Annotated in this window: 22 protein-coding genes and 1 pseudogene; 20 read left to right on the forward strand and 3 right to left on the reverse strand. The window is 70.9% G+C overall.

The window, feature by feature from the left end:
• From OH809_RS39440 to OH809_RS39495, 12 genes and pseudogenes are all read left to right on the forward strand, one after another.
• Positions 1 to 480: a VOC family protein gene (locus OH809_RS39440; RefSeq protein ID WP_406416299.1), complete on the forward strand. Its 480-nt coding sequence runs from the start codon at positions 1 to 3 to the stop codon at positions 478 to 480.
• Positions 477 to 1,277, forward strand: a complete 801-nt coding sequence (locus OH809_RS39445) for an enoyl-CoA hydratase/isomerase family protein (RefSeq protein ID WP_406416297.1) — start codon at positions 477 to 479, stop codon at positions 1,275 to 1,277. The genes OH809_RS39440 and OH809_RS39445 overlap by 4 nt, the downstream gene beginning before the upstream one ends.
• A 9-nt stretch (positions 1,278 to 1,286) precedes the next feature.
• Entirely contained in the window at positions 1,287 to 2,930 is a 1,644-nt protein-coding gene (locus OH809_RS39450; protein ID WP_406416296.1) for an SMP-30/gluconolactonase/LRE family protein, read from the forward strand.
• A complete protein-coding gene (locus tag OH809_RS39455; protein WP_406416295.1) occupies positions 2,930 to 4,099 on the forward strand; it encodes a CaiB/BaiF CoA transferase family protein in 1,170 nt (389 codons plus the stop codon). Before OH809_RS39450 ends, OH809_RS39455 begins: the two co-directional genes overlap by 1 nt.
• Positions 4,100 to 4,272: 173 nt before the next feature.
• Positions 4,273 to 4,650 (forward strand): annotated as a pseudogene (locus OH809_RS39460) (CoA transferase subunit A); the annotation flags it as partial.
• A 335-nt stretch (positions 4,651 to 4,985) separates the two neighbouring features.
• Positions 4,986 to 6,569 carry an ABC transporter substrate-binding protein gene (locus tag OH809_RS39465; protein WP_406416293.1) on the forward strand — a complete coding sequence of 528 codons (1,584 nt, stop codon included), beginning with the start codon at positions 4,986 to 4,988 and terminating at the stop codon, positions 6,567 to 6,569.
• Between the two features lie 34 nt (positions 6,570 to 6,603).
• Complete coding sequence (locus tag OH809_RS39470) at positions 6,604 to 7,545, forward strand: ABC transporter permease (RefSeq protein WP_406416291.1); 942 nt, start codon at positions 6,604 to 6,606, stop codon at positions 7,543 to 7,545.
• Positions 7,542 to 8,492 (forward strand): ABC transporter permease, encoded by a 951-nt coding sequence (locus OH809_RS39475; protein ID WP_406516150.1) that lies wholly within the window; start codon positions 7,542 to 7,544, stop codon positions 8,490 to 8,492. Before OH809_RS39470 ends, OH809_RS39475 begins: the two co-directional genes overlap by 4 nt.
• Complete coding sequence (locus tag OH809_RS39480) at positions 8,492 to 9,541, forward strand: ABC transporter ATP-binding protein (protein WP_406416287.1); 1,050 nt, start codon at positions 8,492 to 8,494, stop codon at positions 9,539 to 9,541. Before OH809_RS39475 ends, OH809_RS39480 begins: the two co-directional genes overlap by 1 nt.
• Positions 9,538 to 10,365 carry an ATP-binding cassette domain-containing protein gene (locus OH809_RS39485; protein ID WP_406416285.1) on the forward strand — a complete coding sequence of 276 codons (828 nt, stop codon included), beginning with the start codon at positions 9,538 to 9,540 and terminating at the stop codon, positions 10,363 to 10,365. Before OH809_RS39480 ends, OH809_RS39485 begins: the two co-directional genes overlap by 4 nt.
• A gap of 323 nt (positions 10,366 to 10,688) precedes the next feature.
• Positions 10,689 to 10,829, forward strand: coding sequence for a hypothetical protein (locus tag OH809_RS39490; protein WP_406416283.1), 141 nt, complete (start codon positions 10,689 to 10,691; stop codon positions 10,827 to 10,829).
• Entirely contained in the window at positions 10,807 to 11,118 is a 312-nt protein-coding gene (locus OH809_RS39495) for a hypothetical protein (RefSeq protein ID WP_406416282.1), read from the forward strand. Before OH809_RS39490 ends, OH809_RS39495 begins: the two co-directional genes overlap by 23 nt.
• A gap of 61 nt (positions 11,119 to 11,179) precedes the next feature.
• On the opposite strand, the gene OH809_RS39500 is transcribed toward OH809_RS39495, so the two are convergent.
• Positions 11,180 to 12,265 carry an integrase core domain-containing protein gene (locus OH809_RS39500; RefSeq protein WP_406416280.1) on the reverse strand — a complete coding sequence of 362 codons (1,086 nt, stop codon included), beginning with the start codon at positions 12,263 to 12,265 and terminating at the stop codon, positions 11,180 to 11,182.
• A gap of 643 nt (positions 12,266 to 12,908) precedes the next feature.
• Between OH809_RS39500 and OH809_RS39505 the strand changes: the two genes are divergently transcribed.
• Complete coding sequence (locus tag OH809_RS39505; protein ID WP_406416278.1) at positions 12,909 to 13,070, forward strand: hypothetical protein; 162 nt, start codon at positions 12,909 to 12,911, stop codon at positions 13,068 to 13,070.
• A 181-nt stretch (positions 13,071 to 13,251) separates the two neighbouring features.
• Here OH809_RS39505 and OH809_RS39510 read toward each other — a convergent pair whose 3' ends face one another.
• Complete coding sequence (locus OH809_RS39510) at positions 13,252 to 13,908, reverse strand: TetR/AcrR family transcriptional regulator (protein WP_406416277.1); 657 nt, start codon at positions 13,906 to 13,908, stop codon at positions 13,252 to 13,254.
• 76 nt (positions 13,909 to 13,984) lie between these two features.
• Here OH809_RS39510 and OH809_RS39515 point away from each other — a divergent pair, with 76 nt between their 5' ends.
• The 3 genes from OH809_RS39515 to OH809_RS39525 are packed head-to-tail and all read left to right on the forward strand — an operon-like array spanning position 13,985 to position 15,595.
• Positions 13,985 to 14,677 carry an NAD(P)-dependent oxidoreductase gene (locus OH809_RS39515; RefSeq protein WP_406416276.1) on the forward strand — a complete coding sequence of 231 codons (693 nt, stop codon included), beginning with the start codon at positions 13,985 to 13,987 and terminating at the stop codon, positions 14,675 to 14,677.
• Positions 14,674 to 15,009, forward strand: a complete 336-nt coding sequence (locus OH809_RS39520; RefSeq protein ID WP_406416275.1) for a pyridoxamine 5'-phosphate oxidase family protein — start codon at positions 14,674 to 14,676, stop codon at positions 15,007 to 15,009. The genes OH809_RS39515 and OH809_RS39520 overlap by 4 nt, the downstream gene beginning before the upstream one ends.
• A 28-nt stretch (positions 15,010 to 15,037) precedes the next feature.
• On the forward strand, positions 15,038 to 15,595 hold the full coding sequence (locus OH809_RS39525) for a hypothetical protein (RefSeq protein WP_406416273.1): 558 nt from the start codon (positions 15,038 to 15,040) through the stop codon (positions 15,593 to 15,595).
• 306 nt (positions 15,596 to 15,901) lie between these two features.
• On the opposite strand, the gene OH809_RS39530 is transcribed toward OH809_RS39525, so the two are convergent.
• Complete coding sequence (locus tag OH809_RS39530) at positions 15,902 to 17,071, reverse strand: diaminopropionate ammonia-lyase (RefSeq protein ID WP_406516151.1); 1,170 nt, start codon at positions 17,069 to 17,071, stop codon at positions 15,902 to 15,904.
• Positions 17,072 to 17,197: 126 nt separating this feature from the next.
• Here OH809_RS39530 and OH809_RS39535 point away from each other — a divergent pair, with 126 nt between their 5' ends.
• From OH809_RS39535 to OH809_RS39550, 4 genes are all read left to right on the forward strand, one after another.
• Complete coding sequence (locus tag OH809_RS39535; protein ID WP_406416271.1) at positions 17,198 to 18,103, forward strand: LysR family transcriptional regulator; 906 nt, start codon at positions 17,198 to 17,200, stop codon at positions 18,101 to 18,103.
• Positions 18,104 to 18,206: 103 nt separating this feature from the next.
• The gene (locus OH809_RS39540) at positions 18,207 to 18,965 is read left to right on the forward strand and encodes a LamB/YcsF family protein (protein WP_406416269.1); all 759 of its coding nucleotides are present in this window, start codon (positions 18,207 to 18,209) and stop codon (positions 18,963 to 18,965) included.
• The gene (locus OH809_RS39545; protein ID WP_406416268.1) at positions 18,965 to 19,603 is read left to right on the forward strand and encodes an allophanate hydrolase subunit 1; all 639 of its coding nucleotides are present in this window, start codon (positions 18,965 to 18,967) and stop codon (positions 19,601 to 19,603) included. Before OH809_RS39540 ends, OH809_RS39545 begins: the two co-directional genes overlap by 1 nt.
• Entirely contained in the window at positions 19,600 to 20,490 is an 891-nt protein-coding gene (locus tag OH809_RS39550) for a biotin-dependent carboxyltransferase family protein (protein ID WP_406416266.1), read from the forward strand. The genes OH809_RS39545 and OH809_RS39550 overlap by 4 nt, the downstream gene beginning before the upstream one ends.
• Positions 20,491 to 20,618 lie beyond the last annotated feature (128 nt).

Below are 20,618 nucleotides of genomic sequence, written 5' to 3' on the forward strand. Positions count from 1 at the left end.
ATGCCCACCAACGACACCAAGGCGACCTACGACTTCTACACCGAGGTCCTGGGCTTCAGGCTGGTGTCGGCCGTGCGCGAGGACAGGGTTCCCTCCACGCTGGAGGAAACGCCGTTCCTGCACACGTTCTTCGCCCTGGAGGACGGCAGTTGCATGGCGTTCTTCGAGGTCCGCGACGCCGACTACGCCGGCCGCGACGACGGCGTGCCGAAGTGGATCCGTCACTTCGCCATGAACGTCGACTCGGCGGAGGAACTCGACCACTGGAAGCAGCGCCTGGCCTCCTTCGGCATCGAGACGCTGGGCGTGGTCGACCACGAAGGCGTCTGGCACTCCCTCTACTTCTTCGACCCGAACGGCCTCCGCCTCGAAATCACGTGGCAGAGCCGGCCGCTCGGCCCGCAGGACGCGCAGCACGCGCTGGAACTGATCAACGAATGGGTCGCCGAGACCCGCGAGACCGGTGGTGAAACCGCATGACCGACCAGGTGCTTCTCATCGAAGAGCCCCGCCCCCATGTCCGGCTGCTCACGCTCAACCGCCCGGCGCGCCTCAACGCGCTGAACCCGGACCTCATCATCGCGCTCACGCGCCAGCTCGACGAGCTGGTGCGCAACCAGGACATCCGGGTCGTGGTGATCACCGGGTCCGGCCGCGGGTTCTGCTCCGGCGCGGACCTGTCCGGCGAGATCTTCCCGACCGGTGTCGAGGACCAGCCGCAGCACCACTGGGCGGAAGTCCAGTCGTGGTACTCCGGCGTCATCGCGAAGCTGCGGCGCATCCCGCAGCCGGTGATCTCGGCCGTGAACGGCCCGTGCGTCGGCGGCGGCTTCTCGATCGCGATGGCCAGCGACATCCGCCTGGCCTCCGCATCGGCGTACTTCGCGGCGGCCCAGATCAACATCGGCCAGGCGGTGTCCGAGATGGGCGCCAGCTACCTGCTGCCGAAGATCGTCGGCGGCCGGGCGACCGAGATCCTCATGACCGGCCGCCGCGTCCCGGCCGAGGAGGCCGAGCGCATCGGGCTGGTCAGCCGGACCTGCGGGGACGACCTGCTCGACTCGGCGCTGGGGACCGCCGAGGTCCTCGCGACCAAGGCGCCGCTCGCGCTGCGCTTCTCCAAGGAGGCGCTCAACGCCTCCATGGCGGCCGGCGGCCTTGAGGCGGCGCTGACCATGGAGGACCGCACGCAGGTGCTGTGCGTACTCACGCCCGACCTCGCCGAAGGCCAGCTCGCGTTCCAGGAGAAGCGGTCTGCCCAGTTCACCGGAATCTGAGGAGTCGACATGCCGCACAGCGGTGCATTCGAAGGAAGAACCTGGCCTTCGCGATACGAGCTCTACACCACCGTCAAGGCGCGGGTCGCAGCTGGCTGGGAACTCACGACCCTCCGCGAACCGTCGCGGCTCTTCGGCTCCAACGGCATCCGTGTGCACGACGGCCGGCTGTGGATCGCCGAACTGGTGGGCGACCAGATCAGCACGTGGGACCTCAGCAGCGGTGATCGGGCGGTCGCCTCGCCGATGGGCTCGCTGCTCAGCGGCCCGGACGACGTCGCGTTCGACTCCGAGGGCACGGTCTACACGGCCGAGACCATGAACGGACGGGTGAGCGGCCGACGCGCGAACGGCGAATACTTCGTGCTGCTCGACGACTGCCCCTGCGCCAACGGCATCTACGTCGATCCCCGCACCGACACGCTCTATGTGGACGAGATGCGCGAAGGCGGGCGCATCCTCGAGGTGGACCGGCACAGGCCCAATACCTTCCGCGTCATCGCCGAGGGACTCGACTGGCTGAACGCTCTGGAGACGGGGGACGACGGCCGGCTCTACGTGCCCCAGGTGCTCGACGGCCGGGTCATCTCCGTCGACCCGGTCACCGGCGACGTCAAGGTCGCGGCGGAAGGTTTCATCTTCCCCACCGCCGCGAAGTTCGACCCGTCGGGCCGGCTGGTCGTCAGCGACGCCGGTACCGGAATCGTCAGCGCGATCGACCCGGCGACGGGCGAGCGTGTCCGCCTTGCCGAACCGGGACAGGGCATCGACAGCTTCGCCTTCGACGCGGCGGGTAACCTGTACGTCTCGAACTTCATCGACACCCGCGTCGTCCGGTACGCGGCGGGCACCGAGCGCATCGACCAGGTCATCTCCGAGCGCGCCTTCATGGGCCCCTACCAGGTGGCGGCCGACGACGGCGACGGCTACCTCGCTGCCGACTCGAACAGCATCTGCCACGTCTCGCCCACGGGGGAGATCAGCCGCCTGTCCCGGCTGTTCTTCGACCAGCCGTTCGTGGCGATCGGCGCCCAGCGGGTGGACGGCAACCTGGTCGCGCTGACCCAGGCGGGCGACGTGTTCCGGCGCGAAGACGGCCGCGACACCTGGGAGAAGCTGCTGGGCTCCACCGGCGACGCCACCACGCAGTACCTCTCCGTGGAGGCCGACGGCGCGAGCGCGATCGCCGTCAACCAGGGGACCCTGCTCGCCGGACTCGTCGACGGTGGCGTGGTGGCCCTCGCGATGGACGGCACGGTCACGTCCCGCTGGGAGACGGGCCTCGCGTCCATCGTCGCGGTGGCCGGTCACGGGGACACCGTGGTCGCCTGCGACGAGAAGAGCGCAACCCTCGTGCTCCTCGCCGGCGGGGAGCGCCGTGTGCTCAACGGATTCGACGCACCCGCAGCCGTCGCGGTCACCGGTGAGGCGCTGTACGTCGCCCAGCGCCAAGGCGGCGGCGGACGTGTCATCCGCGTCGACCTGACCGACCTGCGCCGCGAGGTGATCGCGGAGGGCCTGCCCCTGGGGCTGCCCGCGGACGGCGTGAGTTACGGACGGCGCCCGTCCCTGCTCGTCGACACCGACCACTCCCTGGTCGTGGGATGCGACGGCGACGGCACCATCCGCCGCCTCACGAGGATGGTGGGCTGATGACCGGGCCCCTCACGGATTGCCGTGTCCTCGACCTGACCAGGCTCCTGCCCGGAGCACACCTGATGTCGATGCTCGCTTCGATGGGCGCGGACGTCATCAAGGTCGAGGCCGTGGACGGGGGAGACCCGATGCGGCAGATGAGCCCGCGGATCGGCGACCACTCCGCGGCGGAGTGGATGCTGACCCGCGGCCGGCAGTCGGTCGCGCTCGACCTCAAAACCCCTGAGGGGCAGGAGGCGTGCCGACGCGTCGCCGCAGCCTGCGACGTCGTCGTCGAGGGCTTTCGGCCGGGCGTCGCCGAACGCCTCGGGCTGGCGTACACGGACCTGACCCGGGCGAACCCGAGCCTGGTGTTCGTGCGCCTGACAGGGTACGGCGCCACGGGCGAGGACAGCCGGAAGGCGGGGCACGACCTGAACTACGTCGCCGCCACCGGCATGCTCCATCCAGGGACAGCGACTGGCGCCCCCACCCCGCTGCCGGTCCCGGTCGCCGACCTGGCGGGGGCGACGACGGCGGCGGTCGGCCTCCTCGCGGCGCTGCTCCAAGCCAGGCAGTCCGGCCGCGGCAGCTGTGTCGAGGTCGCCATGCGCGACGTCGTCCTGACGTGGTTGTCCAACGAGATCGGCGAGTACTGGGCGACGGACCGGACACGACCGGTCTCGGACGGCCCGCTCGGCGGGACCTTGCCCTGCTACCGCGTCTACCCCTGTTCCGACGGGCAGCGGCTCGCGGTCGCGGCACTGGAGCCGAAGTTCTGGCAGGCGTTCTGTGCCGTCGCCGGCCGGCCCGACCTGGTGGGACGTCAGAACGACACAGGCGCCGTCGACGACGTCGCGCGTGTCCTGGGCGCCCGCACCCGCAGTGAGTGGCTCCAGGCGTTCAGCGGTGTCGACGCGTGTGTGAGTCCCGTCCTGGACGTGGCGGAGGCGCTGGACCGCGAAACCGCGGCCGCCCACGGCATGGTGCGCCGTGACCCGGCGCACCCCGCCCCCGAACTCGCCATGCCCATCCGGCTGGACGGCGAAGTGCGCCACGTTCCCGGGCGGCCCGCCCTGCTGGGCGAGCACACGGTATCCGTGCTGGCGCAGGTCGTCGGCTACACCGAGGCGCAGGCGGCGGACCTGGTCTCGCGCGGGATCGCCAGGGCTTCCGCCGCCGTGTGAACCGCATCGCCATCGATCGACGGCTCCCGCCCAGGTCGTCGACCTGGGCCGCGACGGCCGCATGCGGGCCCGTCGGCGAAGTGCACCCCCCGCCGTTCTCCGGTCGCTCCACGCGTCGTCGACACACAGCGCACGCGGAGTTGATCGGGACGGCCGGACGAGGAGGAAGTGATTTGGACAAGGTGGTCGCGTCCGCCCGGTACGCGGGGGCCGACATCGAAGGCCGCGCCTCGCTCGCGGTGGGTGGTTTCGGTCTGTGCGGGATCCCGTCGACGTCGACCGACGCGCTCCTGGAGACCGGGGTGGACGAACTGGAGGTCGTCGCGAACAATTGCGGCGCGGACGACTGGGGACTGGGCCGGTTGCTCGCGGCCCGCCGTATCCAGCGGAGCTACGTCGGGAAGAACAAGGAGTTCGCGCGGCAGTACCTGAGTGGTGAGCTGGAGGTCGAGCTGACCCCGCAGGGCACGCTCGCGGAACGGCTGCGTGCCGGCGGGCCGGGCACCCCGGCCTTCTGCACCCGGACCGGGGTGGGCACCCCGGTGGCCGACATCACCGACCTTGCCGTCATCGATGTGGCGCCGCACGGCCTGCTCCTGGTGGAGACCGCCCCCGGCGTCACCGAGGACCAGGTGCGCAACGCCACCGAATCTCCGCTGCGGACCCGCTGACGCCGCAGCCGTCGTACACGCTCCCCGCACGACGCGGTGAATCGTCAGCACCCCCGATCACGTGGGGACGGGACTTTGGCGCCGCCAGGGCCCGCCGGACGCGGCGTGCCCGCGCGACGCCGACCCCTTCGGGGCAGTCGATCGGCCCACTGCACACGCTCATCTCGCTCCCCCCGTCACTTTTCGCGTGCGTTTCCCTCACGAGGAGAACACCGATGGCTGGTACCAGATGGATACGTCCGCTCGCGGCGATCGGCGTCGCGGCGTCACTGACACTCGCGTGCTCCGCCCCGAGCACGGGCCCCGGCGGCCCCGCCGCTGGGGGACCCGCGGACCGCGGGGCGGCACTGCGGATCGGCTACGCCGGACCGACGCAGTCGCTGGACCCGGCGAAGCAGGCGCTGCCGACCTCGCAGCCCGCGACCTTCCTGATCTACGACCGGCTGACGGCGCTGGACGACACATTCACTGCACAGCCGATGCTCGCCACGTCCTGGCAGTTCGCCCCGGACGGGTCCTTCCTGGAGTTCAAGCTCCGCGGCGACGTGACGTTCCACGACGGCACGCCCCTGGACGCGGCCGCGGTGAAGGCGAGCCTGGACCGCAACAAGAGTCTGCCCGGCAGCACCGTGGCCGCCATGCTGGCCGATATCACCTCCGTCGAGGTCGTCGACCCGACGACGGTCCGGCTCCACCTCAAGGCCGGCCGTGGGGCGGGCCTGCCACGGGTGCTCTCCTCCAACGCCGGGGAGATCATCAGCCCCAAGGCACTGGCCGACGGACGGGACCTGGCGTCGGCGCCGGGCGACGCCGGATCCGGCCCTTACGCGGTAAAGGAATTCCGCCCCAACGAGCTCGTGGTGCTCGAACGCGCCCCCGGGAACTACTGGGACACCAAGGCCGCGCTGCCCAAGCGCGTCGAGATCTCCTTCGTCCCGGCGGCCTCCACCCGGATCAACGCGCTGCGCGCCGGCCAGCTCGACGTGGCGCACATCCTGGGCGCGGACATCGCGACCGCCGAGAAGCTGGCGGACTCGGGCGCGTTCAAGGCCCTGAAGGTCCCCGTGCTCTCGCAACAGGCGCTGTACCTGCGCAGCATTGACCCGAAGTTCGCCGACAAGAGGGTGCGAATGGCGATCAGCCTGGGCATCGACCGCAAGGCGATCTCCGCTCAGCTGCTCGGCGGCAACTGCGAGCCGCTCGTGCAGCCCTTCCCGGTCGGGCACTGGGCCCACGCCCCGGGGCTGGAGGACCGCCTGGCCCACGACCCCGAGCGCGCCAGGCGGCTGCTCGCCGAAGCCGGCGTGACGTCTTTGTCCTTCACGCTCGACGTCGCCGCCTCGTCCGCGTTCGAGCAGGTCGCCCAGATGGTGCAGAGCCAGCTCGCGCCGCTCGGTATCAAGGTCGAACTGACACCGCTGCCCTCCGGCGAGTCGGACGCGGCCTACCGCGAAGGCCGCTACCCCGCGTACCTCGGCCCCGTCTCGGCGGTGGCCGACCCCAGCCAGCTGATCGCCATGTCCTACCTCGGGCCGTACGGCGGCGCCGAGGCCGTGCGCGACACGGTGAAGCCGCTGGCCGACAAGGCCGAGGACCCCACGCTGAGCCAGGAGCAGCGGGGCGATCTGTACCGGCAGATCTGGACGACCGTCGCCGACGAGGCGACGCTGCTCAACATCTGCTCGACCAAGCAGATGTGGGCGTACGCGCCCAAGGTCACCGGTGTCGAGTCCATGCCGTGGACGAAGGCCGGGCTCTTCGACGCGCGCTACCTCGCGGTGACGGGCCCGGGCCGGTGAACCCGCGTACCCCCGCGGCGGGAAGAGCCGTGCCGTGGTGACCCTGGTGCTGCGCCGGCTCGCGGCGACGGTGCCACTGGTGCTGGTGGTCTCGTTCCTGGTCTTCCTGATGATCGATTTCGTGCCCGGCGATCCCGCGCTGCGGCTGGCGGGGGAGCACCCGACACCCGAACGAGTGGAACAGGTGCGCGAGCAACTGCACCTGGACGACCCGCTGCTGTCCCGGTACGCGTCCTGGCTGTCCCACGCGGCGACCGGTGACTTCGGACGGTCGTTCACCACCGAGCAGCCGGTCGGGGCCATGCTGCGGGAGCGGCTCGGCGTCACCGCGTCCCTGATCCTGGTGTCCGTCGTGCTGATGGCGGCCTTCGGTGCGGCGACGGGGGTGGCCGCGGCCATCCGCCCCGGCGGTGCGGTCGACCGCGCGGTCACCGGCCTGTGCTCGCTGCTGGTCGCGGTGCCGTCCTTCTGGCTCGCCTTGCTCCTGGTGACATTCTTCGCGGTCGGCTGGCAGCTGTTGCCGGCGCTCGGCTACGTGCCGCCGGCCCAAGGGGTCGGCCCATGGCTGCACCACCTCGTGCTGCCGGCGATCTCCCTGGCCGCGACACCGGCGGCGGAGCTGGCCCTGCAACTGCGGGCCTCGCTCACCGACGTACTCCGGCGCGACTACGTGCTGGCGGCCGACACTCGGGGCCTGAGCCGTACGGCCGTGGTCGGCAAGCACGCGTTGAAGAACGCGGCCGGTCCGGCGGTGACGGTGCTCGGCTTCCGGCTGGCGGAGATGATCGGCGGCGCGGTCGTCATCGAGGCCGTGTTCACCCTGCCGGGTCTCGGCCCGGTGACCGTGGACAGCGTGCTGACCGGGGACGTGCCGGTGCTGCTGGGCGTGGTCGTCGTCAGCGTTTTGTGGGTGGCGCTGTTCAACCTGCTCACCGACCTGTCGCAGCTGTACCTCAATCCGAAGGGGCGCATATGAACCGGCCCACCCCTCGTCGGCCCGGTCCGGATGATGCCGCCGGCGGCGTGAAGACGCGTGACCTGGCCGCAGCCGCGCCGGCCGACGAGCAGACCGGCCCGAAACCGCCCTCGGCCGCGTGCCGCTTCATGCGCGACCGGCCGGCCGCGGTCGCCCTCACCTACCTGGCGCTGCTCGCCGCCGCCGCCGCCCTGGCACCGCTGCTCGCGACGCACGACCCGAACGCCCAGCAGCTCGCGTCGCGGCTGAGCCCGCCGAGCGCAGAGAACTGGCTGGGGACGGACGAGTTCGGCCGCGACCAGATGAGCCGCCTGCTGTACGGGGCGCGCGTGTCGCTGCTCGCGGCCACACAGGCGGTGACCATCGGCGCCCTGGCCGGGGTTCCGCCCGGGGTGCTGAGCGGTTACCTGGGCGGGGTCACGGACGCGATGCTCGGTCGCCTGATGGACGTGCTGATGGGCGTGCCCGGCATCGTATTGGCGCTGACCGTCGTGGCCGTGCTGGGGCGCGACATCACCACCGCCATGGTGGCTGTCGGCGTCATCCTGGTGCCCCGGTTCCACCGCGTCGCACGCGCCGCCACGCGGGACCTGCGGCACGAGACGTTCATCGAGGCCAGTCGGACGATCGGCTGCACCCCGGGCCGCGTGCTCGGCCGACACGTACTGCCCAACATCCTGCCGGTGCTCGTCGTGCAGATCTCGATCACGCTCGGCGTCGCGGTCACCGCGGAGGCGAGCCTGAGCTTCCTCGGGCTCGGCGTGCGCCCGCCGGACCCGAGTTGGGGCTCGATGCTCAACACCGCATACGCCAACATGACCATCGCCCCGTACCTGGTGTACGCCCCCGGTCTCGCCATCACGCTGACCGTGCTCGCCCTGACGCTGGCCGGCGACGGGCTCCGCAAGACCGTACGGATCCGTCACAGCGCAGAGAGGAACCCGTGATGAGCCCTTCCACGGACGTGAACACGGCGGACCGGCCCCCGACGCCGGCCGGCTCGGCCGCACCGCTGCTCACGGTCAGCGGCCTCAGCGTGGAGTTCGGGCCCCGCCGCGCCCCGGTGCGCGTGCTCGACGACGTCTCGTTCCACGTGCGGGAGAACGAGACCGTCGGCCTGGTCGGCGAGTCCGGCTCGGGCAAGACCCTGTCCTGCCTGGCCGCCCTGGGCCTGATCGAGCAACAGGGCGGCCGGCGCGTGGCGGGCACCGTGCAGCTGCGTGACACCGCCCTGTCCGCCCTGTCCCCACGCGCGCTGCGCCGCATCCGCGGCGACCGCATCGGGATGATCTTCCAACAGCCGATGCGCAGCCTGAACCCCGCCTTCACGGTCGGCGACCACATTGCCGAGACCGTCCGCCGCCACGCCGGCCTGGGCCGCCGCGCGGCCTGGCAGCGAGCGGCCGAGCTCCTCGATCGCGTCCACATCGCCGACGCGGCGCGACGCCTGCACAACTACCCCCACCAGTTCAGCGGCGGCATGTGCCAGCGCGTCATGATCGCCGTCGCGCTCGCCTGCGACCCCGAACTGCTGATCGCGGACGAACCGACGACCGCGCTCGACGTCACCGTGCAGGCAAGGATCCTCGACCTACTCCGCGAGATCCGCGAGGAGTCCGGCATCTCGGTCCTGATGATCAGCCACGACCTGGGCGTGATCGCCGAGGTGTGCGACCGGGTCGTCGTGATGTACGCCGGGCAGGTCGTCGAATCGGCCGGGGTCGACGAGCTGTTCCGCCGGCCGCGCCACCCGTACACGGCCGGCCTGATCGCCTCGATCCCCCGCGTGGGCCAGGGACGACGGCTCGCCGCGATTCCCGGACGGGTGCCGTCCCCTGACGCGATGCCGCCGAACTGCCGCTTCCACAACCGGTGCACGCATTTCCGCGAAACGGAATGCACCAGTCCGTCGGTACTGCGGGAGCTGCCCGGCGCCGCCGCCGTGCGTTGTCACCGCGCTGCGGAACTGGCGTTGGCGGGGGTGACGCCGGCATGAGCCTGCTGGAGGTCACCGGACTGTCGAAGTCCTACGTGCGCAGGCGCGACGCGTTCGGCCGCGTCGTCGTGCGGCACCGCGCGGTGCGCGACGCGTCCTTGTACGTCGACGCGGGGGAGACCCTCGCGGTGGTCGGGGAGTCCGGCGCCGGCAAGTCGACCCTGGGGCGACTCGTCCTGCGCCTGATCGAACCCGACGAGGGCCGGGTCGTCTTCGACGGCACCGACGTTGCGGGCCTGGGGCGACGTGACCTGCGCACACTGCGCCGCCGCATGCAGATGATCTTCCAGGACCCGCACAGCTCACTCGATCCACGCCTCCCGGTCGGCGTCTCCGTGGGCGAACCCATGCTGGTTCACTTCGGCACGGGCCGCGCGGAGCGGGAACGGCGTGCCGCCGAACTCCTCGACCGGGTCGGGTTGCCCCGCTCGGCGGCGCATCGCCACCCAGGAGAGCTGTCCGGCGGCCAGTTGCAGCGCGTCGCGATCGCCCGGGCGCTCGCCCTGGAACCCGCGCTGATCGTCTGCGACGAGCCGGTGGCCGCGCTCGACGTGTCCGTACGGGCCCAGGTCCTCAACCTCATGCACGAGCTTCAGAACGAACTCGGGCTGGCCTACCTGTTCATTTCCCACGACCTCGCACTCGTGGAAGTCATCGCCGACCGCGTCGCGGTGATGCGCCAGGGCGAGATCATCGAGACCGGCACGGCCGCCGAGCTCTACCGCAGCCCCCGTCACGACTACACCCGCGACCTCCTCGCCGCGGTACCCGTGCCGATGCCCCCGTCGATGCGCGCGGGCCGGGGCGGCAACCTGGGCACGTAACGTCGTTGACGCTTCGGCCCCCTCCGGGCCCGCGACGTCTGTCAAGCCCCCGACCACGAAAGGCCAAGGCGAAGAAGAACGCGGCGAGCGCGGGCGGCAACACCATGAGACTCGCGCCAGGTTCGGGTTCACCGCTGCGGCGGGCAACATGGACGACGGGCAGATCCGGCAGATCACCCAGCACCTCCCGCCGACGTTGCGCTTGCCGATAACCTCATCCGCCCTGGTCGGAGCTGGTGTGCGGGGTGTACGGGATGTCGAGCGCGGTCGGTCGAGTCTGCGCCGTCGCGCGGCTATCGATCAACGCGGCATGATGACCAACCGTGCTGCTGCGACTGGCCTACTTGGGCAGGGCGAACGCGTTCGCCCTGCTGCGCCTGCTACCGATGAGCGATCGGGACAAGGACGTGGAGATCCTCGCCCTGCGCCACCAAACTGTCGGTGCTGGAGCGCCAACTCGGTAAGGAGAAGGTGCGGTTCAGCCCGAACGACCGGGCGTTCCTGGCGGCGCTGCTGCACCGGCTGCCGCGGGACGTGCTGCGCAGGCTGCGGCTGCTGGTCCGGCCGGACACGGTGCTACGTTGGCACCGCGACCTGGTCGCCCGCCGCCACGCCGCCGAGTCCAAGCCGAAGCGCCCGGGTCGGCCCCGCACCGTGCGCTCCATCCGCGCCCTGGTGCTGCGCCTGGCACGGGAAAATCCCACGTGGGGCTACCGGCGCGCTTCCACGGCGAGCTGCTGGTGCTGGGCGTGACGGTGGCCTGTCCCGCTCGAAAATACGATTCGGTGCTGTGAGCTGCGGTGGTGTCGTTTGGTCAGGCGGCGCGGTGATACTGGTTGATCAATCCTCCGAGGATGGGTTGTCGCCGGATCCGGTGGGCCTGGAGGTCGGTGATGGCGGCCGGGTTGGACGGTTGGTCGCTGTCCGGGGGTAGCTGCTGGCGGGATTGGTGGGGACGGTGTCCGTTGTAGTGCTGGATGTACTCGGTCAGTACTTTCACGGCGTGGGTCTCGTTGTAGATGAGCATGCGGTCGAGGAGCTCGCGGCGGAGGGTGCCCACGACTCGCTCGCAGATCGCGTTCGCTTTGGGTGCCCGTGGTGGGCTGAGCAGAATCTCCACGCCGTCGGCCTCGAAGACGGCGTCGAAGGCACGGGTGTACTTGCTGTCCCGGTCCCGGAGGAGGAAACGCAGCGAGTCGATGGGGCGGTCCAGGATCACGGCGAGGTTCCTGGCCTGCTGGACGGTCCATTGCGCGGTGGGATGGGCGGTGACGCCGGCGAGGTGGAGGCGCCGGGTGCCGTGCTCGATGACGACCAGGGCGTAGAGGCGCTTGAGTGACACGGTGTCGAGGTGGAGGAAGTCGGCGGCGATGATGCCGTGGGCCTGGGCGGTGAGGAACTGGCGCCAGGTCGGCCCGGAGCGCTGCGGGGCGGGGTCGATGCCGGCGGCATGCAGGATCTCCCAGACTGTGGACGGGGCGATCGCGTAGCCCAGGCGGGCGAGTTCGCCCTGAATCCGGCGGTGGCCCCAGGTGCTGTTCTCGCGGGCCAGGCGCAGAATGAGCTGCTTGACGGCGGGCGCGGTGGAGGGTCGGCCGGGGCGGCGGCGTTGGGTGAACGCCCACTTGCGGGCGAGGAGTTGACGGTGCCAGGCCAGCAGTGTGGTGGGGGTGACCGCGAAGACCTGGCGCCAGCGTTCGCGCGGGATCAGCCGGGAGAGTGCGGCGAGCCAGATCCGGTCGGCGGGCTCGTAGCAGACCCGGGCGATCTGCCGGCGCAGTACCGCGTTCTCATGCCGGAGCGCGAGAACTTCCGCATCTTTGGCCATACGGCTGCGCAGTACGGCAGCGGGCACGGTGATCAGATTCCGGACGAGCATGGCGACGACCGACAGCGACATCCGCAGATCGTTGCAGGCCAGTCGAGGCCTTGTCGCCAGGATCAGCAAACGTGCAGGCCACAGCCGCTAAATCGTATTTTCGAGCGGGACAGGGTGCGGCCACCGACTTGCACGGCATCAGGCGGACACAAGTTCTGAGCTAGTCGGCAATGAGCTGCCAAGACGTCGCGAGGAACCCCCACAGGCCTCCCAGCGCCATCCAAGCGCCGATGTGCCGCTGAAAACCGAAGGAGGCAAGGCGGCCTTGCTGACCTCCGCGCCAGTGTTCGTGCAGCCGTTCTGGCACGCCCCGGAAGTTCACCAACACGGCCAACCCCACTGCAGTGATGACTGCGCTAAGTGGCAACACGACCCAAGGCGGGGCAGGGCCACGACTTGCCCCAGCAAGCTCGAACAAGTGCTGCTTCACCCCAGGCTGCATGACCCGATCATCGCAGCTGCGTGCCCCTTGCGTGCCCGATCGGTCGGTAGCGAGGGGGAAGCAGCGGGGAACTAGAGGGAACTGGCAACTCCCTTGTAGGTCAGAGGCCTCGCAGGTCAGAGGTCATCCGCGTACGGGATCTTCCAAACTGGGGCTGGCTATCCACGCGACCGCCACCAGGGGTAGCCTTCCCGTCCGTTCGAAGGTACCTGAGGGCTCCCCGTGCACACCACCGTTTTCCTGCTGCGAAGCGCGCTGGGCCTTGGCGGCGGTCTGGTGGGCACCTGGGAGCTGACCCGCCAGGCTTCGGGGCCGGGCTGGAGGAAGCTGCGGGTCTTCTCTGCGGTGGCGGCTTTGACGCTCGCCGGGCTACTCGCCGTCTAGAGATGGCAGTCGACGTGTCCCCCTCCCGTGCCCCGGGCGTGAGTAGTTGAGGTACAGGAAATGCCGGTGCGATTGATCCTGGCCGGTCAGCACACCGGGCGCGGGCACCGCTGGGGTTCACCGGGATTCCCGGAAGATGCCCCGGCGTTCGGGCTACGCCGCACTGGAGGCGCTGAGGCGGTCAAGGCCGAACGGCGCCTCCGCCCGAGGTCGGCGAGCCCTGACGGCCGGCTCTGGTGGGTGCCGCCGCGCGCGGCCTCGGGGCCAGTGCCGCGCGCAGCGCTGGGGTGAGGCTGTGACGGATCTCGGACGGGGTGAGGGCGGCGGGGGTGGGGAGGGGGTTGAGGTAGCGGGTGTAGATGAGACCGCCGAGGATCGTCACCACGGCCGTGGCGCGGGCGGTTGCGTCCCGGCCGCCGAGAAATTCGACAAGTCGCGCCAGCAGCTCGCGTTCCAGGTATTCGCGGATCACCTCGGCGGCCTCGTCGCCCTGGGTGGTGAGCTGCTGGAAGTCGGCGTCCTCCCACAGGTCGGTCACCGCGTCGATCAGGCGGTCGGGGAGGGTGGCCGGGTCGCCGCCGAGGACGTCGTCCACCGCCAGCGCATTGGCGCACTGGAACTGCATCACGTCCGCGAACAGGCCCTTCTTCGAGCCGAAGTGGTACGCGATCAGCGCCGGGTCGACCTCGGCGGCCCCGGCCACCGCGCGCAGGGTGGTGCTCCGGTAGCCGTGCTCCAGGAACAGCGAACGGGCCGCCGAGACGATCGACTCGCGGGTCGGCGGGTTGCCGCGGGGGCGGCCTCGGGTGCGGGTGGGGGCAGGGGCGGCGTTATTCATCAGCGTTGAGCCTGCGTTTGGTGAGCAGCACAGTCAAGGGCGTTCCGGGAACCATACGAAGGGATGACCCGACATCATGCGTATCGCAGTCTTCGGTGCCAACGGACCGACCGGCCGCCGCCTCACCGACCAGGCCCTGGCCGCCGGCCACGAGGTCGTCGCCGTGACCCGCAGACCCGGCTCCCTGCCCGCGCGGCCCGGCCTTGCCGTGGCCGTCGCCGACGCCACCGACCCGGCGGCTGTCGATGCCGCGATCGGCGGGACGGACGCCGTCCTCTCCGCGCTGGGCGCGCGCTTCAGCAAGGAGACCATCACCACGTACTCGGCGAGCGCCACCGTCATCACCGGGGCCATGGCCCGCCACGGCATCAAGCGGCTGCTCGCCGTCAGCTCCAGCATCGCCGACCCGAACTGGCGCCCTACCGGCGCGCACTTCTTCAATCATGTGCTCGACCCGCTGGTGAACCGACGTCTCGGCCGCACCCTCCACGAGGACATGCGCCGCATGGAGGCCGTGATCCGTCAGACGGGCCTCGACTGGACCTTCGTCCGGCCCTCGGGCCTCTTCGAGCACCCCGTCGTCACGGACTACTACACCGCCGAGACCAGCGCCGACGGCGTCTTCACCGCCCGTGCCGACCTCGCCGCGAGCATGCTGCGCGAATTGGCGGAGCGGCGGTATGTCCGTACGGCCATGGGCGTCATCACCACGGCCGTGAAGCCGAACATCGCCAAGCTGATCTGGGACGAGGGCGTGAAGAAGAAGTGAGCCGCCCGACCTTTCAACTCCCGGTCGTCGCACGAGCGTTCCTCACTCTCCCGCACACGGCCACCCTCACCACCCTCCGCCCCGACGGCACCCCGCACGTCACCCCCGTCCGCTTCACCTTCGACGCGGCCATCGGCCTGGTCCGGGTGACCACCCGGGTGGGGGCCCGCAAGGCCCGGAACGTGGAGGCGGGCGGCCCGGCGGCCCGTGTCGCGCTCTGTCAGGCGGACGGCTTCCGCTGGATCACACTCGAAGGCCGGGCCGCCGTCACCGATGCCCCCGCGCGAGAGCCTGATTCTGAAACGATCAGTTATGGTGCTTTACGAGGATAATCCGTCCATGAGGACGTAGGGAGTGCGCATGCGGCGTCTCACGTGGGCGCGGGCCGTACTGGCGGTCGTCATGGGGAGCGTCCTCGTCGCCGGGCCACAGGTGCCCGTCGCCCACGCCGAGAGCCGCCGCGCGGAGTGCGGCACCGACGCCTACCCGTGTGCCGGGGTGAACTGGCTGTACGAGTACAACTTCAGCCTCGGGCTGCATCCGTTCACCACCCCGTACGACATACGGTCCCAGCTCACGCACCACTTCTGGCTGTTCCCCGTCAGCGGCAGCGGCTTCCGGGGGGCGGTCCGGCAGGGCGATCGGTGTTCGCTGGTGGGCGACAATCCCGTGTCCGTCGAGCGCGTGGGGCACACCTACTTCCAGATCACCACGCTGCCGGGACACAGCCTCGGGGACGGTCTCCACATCCGGTTCTCCTTCTCGCGGACCCTCGGCATGCATTTCCTGACCGTGCGCGCCTGGTACGACGAGGCGACGACCTGCGCCAACGGCTGCGGCGTGGTGAGCGGGCTGTTCGCCCTGGCGGTACGGCAGGTCCTTTCGGACACACTGAAGATCTCCGCGTTTGCCGCGTGAGATCGTGGGCCACGCCCGCTCGTTGCTCATTGCCGGGTGCTCTCCTTCCTGAACACCCCCTACTTCGATGACGTAGACCGCACTGCCTGGGAGTCGCTCGGGCGAGCCATGTATCAGTCGAGTCCCCCCATTCGGGACCAATTCGAGCGCCATCTCTGCTGATGCTCGGCGGAGCTTCGCAAAGTCGTCGAGGTTCTTCAGCGCCAGTTGGGGGCGGAGTGAAGTTCAGCAGGGACCGGACTACCGGATACCCCCGCAGAGACCCGGATTACCCCCGCATCCTCGCTGCCTTCAACGGGACCCAACTCACTCGGACAAAACGCTCTTACGGGGCGCGGCTTCGGTGTTGAGCAGGACGACGGTGCTGTCGGGGGTGAGCAGGTGCTCGGTGGCCTCGGCGCCCTTCAGGTACTGCAAGGCGGCCAGCGAGGCCGCACCGCACGGGCCGGAGTCGATGCCGGCGTCGGCCAGGCGCGCGCCGGCCTCGGCCGCCTCGGCGTCGGTCACCCAGATGCCGCCGTCCAAGGTGGCGAGCAGGTCGGGGAACGCGAGCGACGAAGGGGTGCCGCAGTTGAGGCCGGCCATGGTCGTCGTACTCGTCCGCGTGGTGACCGAGTGGCCGGCGGCGAGGCTGGCCGCGATGCAGGGTGCCGCCTCCGGCTCGACGGTGACCGCCCGCCAACCGGGGTTGCGTTGACAGTGCAGCGCCGCCGCGTGGGCGAGCGAGCCCACCCCGGCCGGGACCACCAGCAGCGCCGGGCTGCCGCCGAGCTGTTCCACGGCCTCCTCGAAGAGCGTCGCGTAACCGTCGACTATCCACCGGGGCGCTGTCTCGTAGCCGGGCCACGACGTGTCCTGCACCAAGAGAAGGCCGGCGGAGTCCTCGCACAGCCGGGCGGCCGCCCGCACCGTGGCGTCGTAGTCGTCGGCGAGCACGCGCACGTCGGCGTCCTCGTCGCGGATGGCCTGGATCGCGGCCTCCGAGACGACGTCAGGGATCAGCACCATCGCGTCGAGCCCCAGGTGCGACGCCATCCGCGCCACCGCGCGACCGTGGTTTCCGTCGGTGGCGGTGACCAGTGTTACCGGCGTGTTGCCCTCGATCCGCGCGCGGAGCGCCTCGACCGTCGGCTCCTCGGGCTCGCCGTAGCGTGCCGCCAGCGCGCGGTAGGCCGCCCAGGACGCGCCGAGCATCTTGAAGGCGGGCAAACCCAGCCGCGACGACTCGTCCTTGACCGCGACCCGGGCGACGCCGAGGTCGGCGGCCACCGACGGCAGGTCATGGAGCGGCGTGACGGCGTAGGACGGCAGGTGCCGGTGGAACGACAGTCGGACAGGCCCGGACGCGTCAGGGGCCGACCGATGGGGAGCGCCGCCACTGCGATGCCGGTTTGGCGTCCACCGGGCCGGGGCTGACGGCACGGCGCCGGATACCGCTCCGGTCACGGATGAAAGGGAAGCACGTGAAATGGTCACAGGAACGAAGTTAGGCAGTCCGGAGCCAAACGATAAGCATCGGCTTGTGGAGTCGACCCGGCATGATTGATGCCGATTGGGATGGGGGATTGGGGTGGGGGTTGGGATCGGGATTGGGGTGGGTGCATGCTGGACATGCGGCGGGTTCGCCTGTTGGTGGAGCTGGAGCGGCGGGGCAGCCTCGCCGCGGTGGGTGATGCGTTGCACCTGAGCGCGTCGGGAGTCTCGGCGCAGGTCAGTCGGCTTGAGCGCGAGGTCGGCATGCCCCTGGTCGTCAAGGTGGGCCGTGGACTGCGGCTGACCGAGGCGGGCGCCCGCCTGGCCGAGCACGGCCGACGCCTCCTCGCGGAGATGGAGCAGGCGGAAGCCGACCTGCGCGAGCTCTCCGGCCAGGTGGCCGGCACGCTGCGGCTGGCCTCCTTCCAGAGCGCCGCCCTGCTCCTGTTGCCTCAGGTGCTGGCGAACCAGGACTCCCACGCGGGGCTGCGGATCGAGCTCGTCCAAGCAGAGCCGGAGCGAGCGGTGCCCGCCCTGCTCGCCGGTGACTTCGACCTCGTCGTGGCCGAGGAGTATCCCGGCGTGCAGCCGTGGATCCCGGCCGAGACCCACCGGCACGAGCTCGGTCACGACTCCCTGTCCGCCGTCGTGGCCGAATCGCTCCTCGAAGGTCGCGCGTTCAGCGTCGAGGGGGGACGGATCCCGTGGGTGATGGAGGCGCGGGGGAGCGCGTCGCGGGAGTGGGCGGAGCTCACCTGCCGCCGGATGGGTTTCGAGCCGGACGTGCGCTACGAGAGTAACGACCTTCTGGTCCACTTGGAGCTCATCCAACGCGGGCTCGCCGCCGGCATGTTGCCGGCCCTCGTCGCCGCCCGTGCCCGCGACGGCCTGCGGTGGCTGCCGACCGGCGCGGCGCGGACCCTGTTGACTCTGACCCGCCGCGGAACCGAGCGGCGCCCTTCCCTACGGCTCGTCCGGGGGGAGCTGCGGTCGGCCTTCCGGACGCTGCATTCGGCAGTTCCGATGCCGGATTGAGTGCACTCCCAGATGCTGTTCCTGGACGCTTCCCTCGGTTCATAATCGGCCTCGTAGAGCAGTGCAGTTGGCCGCAGCACAGGACCGAAATGGGAGATCGCCCATGGCTCAGGTAGCGCTCACGACCGACATCGGCGAAGGATACGGCCGGTGGGAGCTGGCCGATGACGAGGCGCTGCTCGACATCGTCACGGCCGCCAACATCGCGTGCGGCTTCCACGGCGGCGACCCCGGCATCATGCGCCGCACCTGCAAGCTGTCGGTGGCCAACGACGTCGCTATCGGGGCCCAGGTCAGCTACCGCGACCTCCACGGCTTCGGGCGCCGCTTCATCGCCTGCGGCCGGCAGGAGCTGACCGACGACCTGCTGTACCAGATGGGCGCCCTTGAGGTCTTCGCCCGCACGGCCGGCGACAAGATCAGCTACATCCGCGCCCACGGTGCCCTCTACAACGCGGCCGCCACCGTGACCGAGCACGCGCAGGCCATCGTCGACGCCACCCGCGAGTACAACGCGGACCTGCCACTGCTCGCCCAGGTCGGCACCGAGACCTGGCGCCTGGGGCAGGAGGCCGGGCTCAACATGGTCGCGGAGGCGTTCGTCGACCGCGCCTACACCCCGCAGGGACTGCTGGTTCCGCGCACCGAGCCCGACGCCATGCTGTCCGACCCGGCCCAAGCCTCGGCCCGCGCGGTCGAGATGGTCACGCAGGGCGAGATCACCGCGATCGACGGCAGCCGGATCCCGATCCGCGCCGAGGCGATCCTGGTGCACTGCGACACCGCCGGCTCCGTCGAAATCGCCCGGGCGACCCGCAAGGCCCTCGAGGCGGCAGACGTCGATCTGGTGCGCATCGGCTGATGCGGGCTGTCGCAGTGCGGACGACGCCCACCCTGCGGCCCTGCGGTGACACGGGGCTTCTGCTGGAGCTGCCGGACAACCGCCTGGTGCACGCCTACGCCGCCGCCGTGCGGGCGGCGCGGGTCGCGGGCGTCGTCGACATCGTCCCGGCCCTCGACACCCTGCTCGTCCTGATCGACCCCCGGTCGGGCTCGATGGCGGACGTCGAGGCCCGGCTGCGCGAGATCAACGTGCCCGACGTTGCCGAGGAGTCCCAGCGCGTGGTCGAGCTGCCCGTCCGGTACGACGGCGAGGACCTCGCCTGGGTCGCCGAGCATTGCGGCATGGAGGAGCGCGAGGTGGTGGCGGCGCACACCTCGGCCCCCTGGCGGGTCGGCTTCTGCGGCTTCGCGCCGGGGTTCGCCTACCTCGTCGGCGGTGACCCGCGGCTGCACGTGCCGCGGCGGGCGGAGCCACGGGTCGTACCCGCCGGCGCGGTCGCGCTGGCCGGACAGTTCTCATCCGTCTACCCCCGGCGCTCGCCGGGCGGATGGCAATTGCTGGGACACACCGACGTCCCGATGTGGGACACCAGCGCCGAACAGCCGTCACTGCTGCTGCCCGGCGACCAGGTCGTTTTCCGGGAGGTCGCGCCATGACCAGCCTCGCGCGGCTCCGGCCGCCCGGCCGGCTGACGGTGGTCGAGCCCGGCATGCTGTCGCTCGTCCAGGACCGCGGCCGCCCTGGCTACGCCCACCTCGGCGTCGGGCGCGCCGGCGCCGCCGACCTCCCGGCGATGATCCTGGCGAACCGGGTCCTCGGCAACGACGAGTCGGCTCCCGTTGTCGAGGTGACCAATGGCGGTCTGGCCTTCACCTGCGACACCCCGTCCTTCGTGGCGGTCACCGGTGCCCCGTTGCCGGTCAGGGCCGGCGCCCGGCGGCGGTGGACCCACGAGGTCCTCTCCGTGGCCGCCGGCGAGGTCGTCGCGCTGGGCATGCCACGTCACGGCCTGCGCAGCTATGTTGCCGTCCGCGGGGGCATCCGCGTGCCACGGGTCCTCGGGTCGTGCTCGACCGACCGCCTCTCGGGCCTGGGGCCCGAGAGGTTGCGGGCCGGCGCCACACTCGGCATCGGGCCCGCCCAGGGCCGACTGCCCGTCACCGACCTCGTGGTCGCGCCACCGCCTCCCGACCCGGCCGAGGACGTCCGGCTGCCGGTCCGGCTGGGGCCGCGGGCGGACTGGTTCGAGCCGGAGGCAGTGGGGACCCTGCTCAAGAGCCGCTTCGAGGTCACGCCGGATTCGGACCGGGTCGGCGTCCAGCTCGCCGGGCCGGCCCTGCCGCGGCGGATCCACTCCGAGCTCACCAGTGAGGGCGTGGTCGCGGGGTCACTTCAGGCGCCGCCCGGTGGGCGGCTCACTCTCTTCGGACCCGACCACCCTGTGACCGGCGGTTACCCCGTGATCGCCGTCGTCCGGGAGGGGGCGATGTCCGTCGTCGCCCAGTTGCGCCCCGGCCAGGGCGTGCGGTTCGTACGCGGATGAGGACGTGCTGACGAGGAGGTGCTGACCTGACCGATGTGGCCGAGCCGGCGCCCGACTCCAGCCCCGCGGGCGAGGCCGACGTCGGCACCGCCGCGGCCGTCGTCGTCCGCTACGGCAGGCGCGAGCGG

The sequence above is a fragment of the Streptomyces sp. NBC_00873 genome (assembly GCF_045207415.1).
GTDB lineage: Bacteria > Actinomycetota > Actinomycetes > Streptomycetales > Streptomycetaceae > Streptomyces.